Below are 802 nucleotides of genomic sequence, written 5' to 3' on the forward strand. Positions count from 1 at the left end.
GCAGAAGGGACGAACAGGTGAAGATCAGGGGATACCGAATAGAGCTGGGCGAGATTGAATCTGTATTGCAACAGGTTGCAGGTATACAACAGGCTGTAGTTGTGATAAGAGAAGAAGCGCAGCAGCACAAACAACTGGTGGCCTATGTAATGAGCAGTGATCGATGGGATAAGGAAAAGGCATGGCAGTATCTACGCAGCCGTTTGCCTGAATACATGGTACCGTCGGTGATCGTAGCCCTGGAAGAGCTGCCGCTGACAGCGAATGGAAAGATAGACCGTCGCAGGTTAAGTGAATGGGACATCAGCGCTGACATCAGCTCAAACTATGAAGCACCCAGAAACGAAACAGAGCGGTCCATCGCAGCAATCTGGCAGCAACTGCTAGGCATTGACAAGGTCAGCATCCACGATAATTTTTTTGAAAGGGGCGGCGACTCCATTATAAGTATACAACTGGTGAACAGGGCCAGGCGTCTTGGCTATAACATCCTGCCCAGGAATGTGTTCATGCATCAAACCATTGCCACACTGGCTGCCGTAATAACCGGACAACTGCAAACGAAGAACCAGCATCATGAACAGGGTATATTAAGTGGCAGCAGTGGACTGCTGCCTATTCAGCAATGGTTCCTCCAGCAACAGCAGGACGGCATAAATCATTTCAACCAGGACATTTTACTACAAATTGATAAAAGCATTACAGAAGAAGAACTAAATACCGTGCTGCGCTTTTTAGTAACACACCACGATGGTCTTCGCATGCATTATAAACAAAATGGGAGTGAATGGCAGCAGGAATA

The 802-nt window shown here is 47.5% G+C and carries 1 protein-coding gene; it reads left to right on the plus strand.

Translation table 11 applies throughout. From position 1 onward, the window contains the following. The coding region (locus tag J7I42_RS24260) for an AMP-binding enzyme (RefSeq protein ID WP_236065577.1) at positions 1–802 on the plus strand (802 nt) is incomplete at both ends.

This window comes from Niastella soli (assembly GCF_017742245.1).
GTDB classification, from domain to species: domain Bacteria; phylum Bacteroidota; class Bacteroidia; order Chitinophagales; family Chitinophagaceae; genus Niastella; species Niastella soli.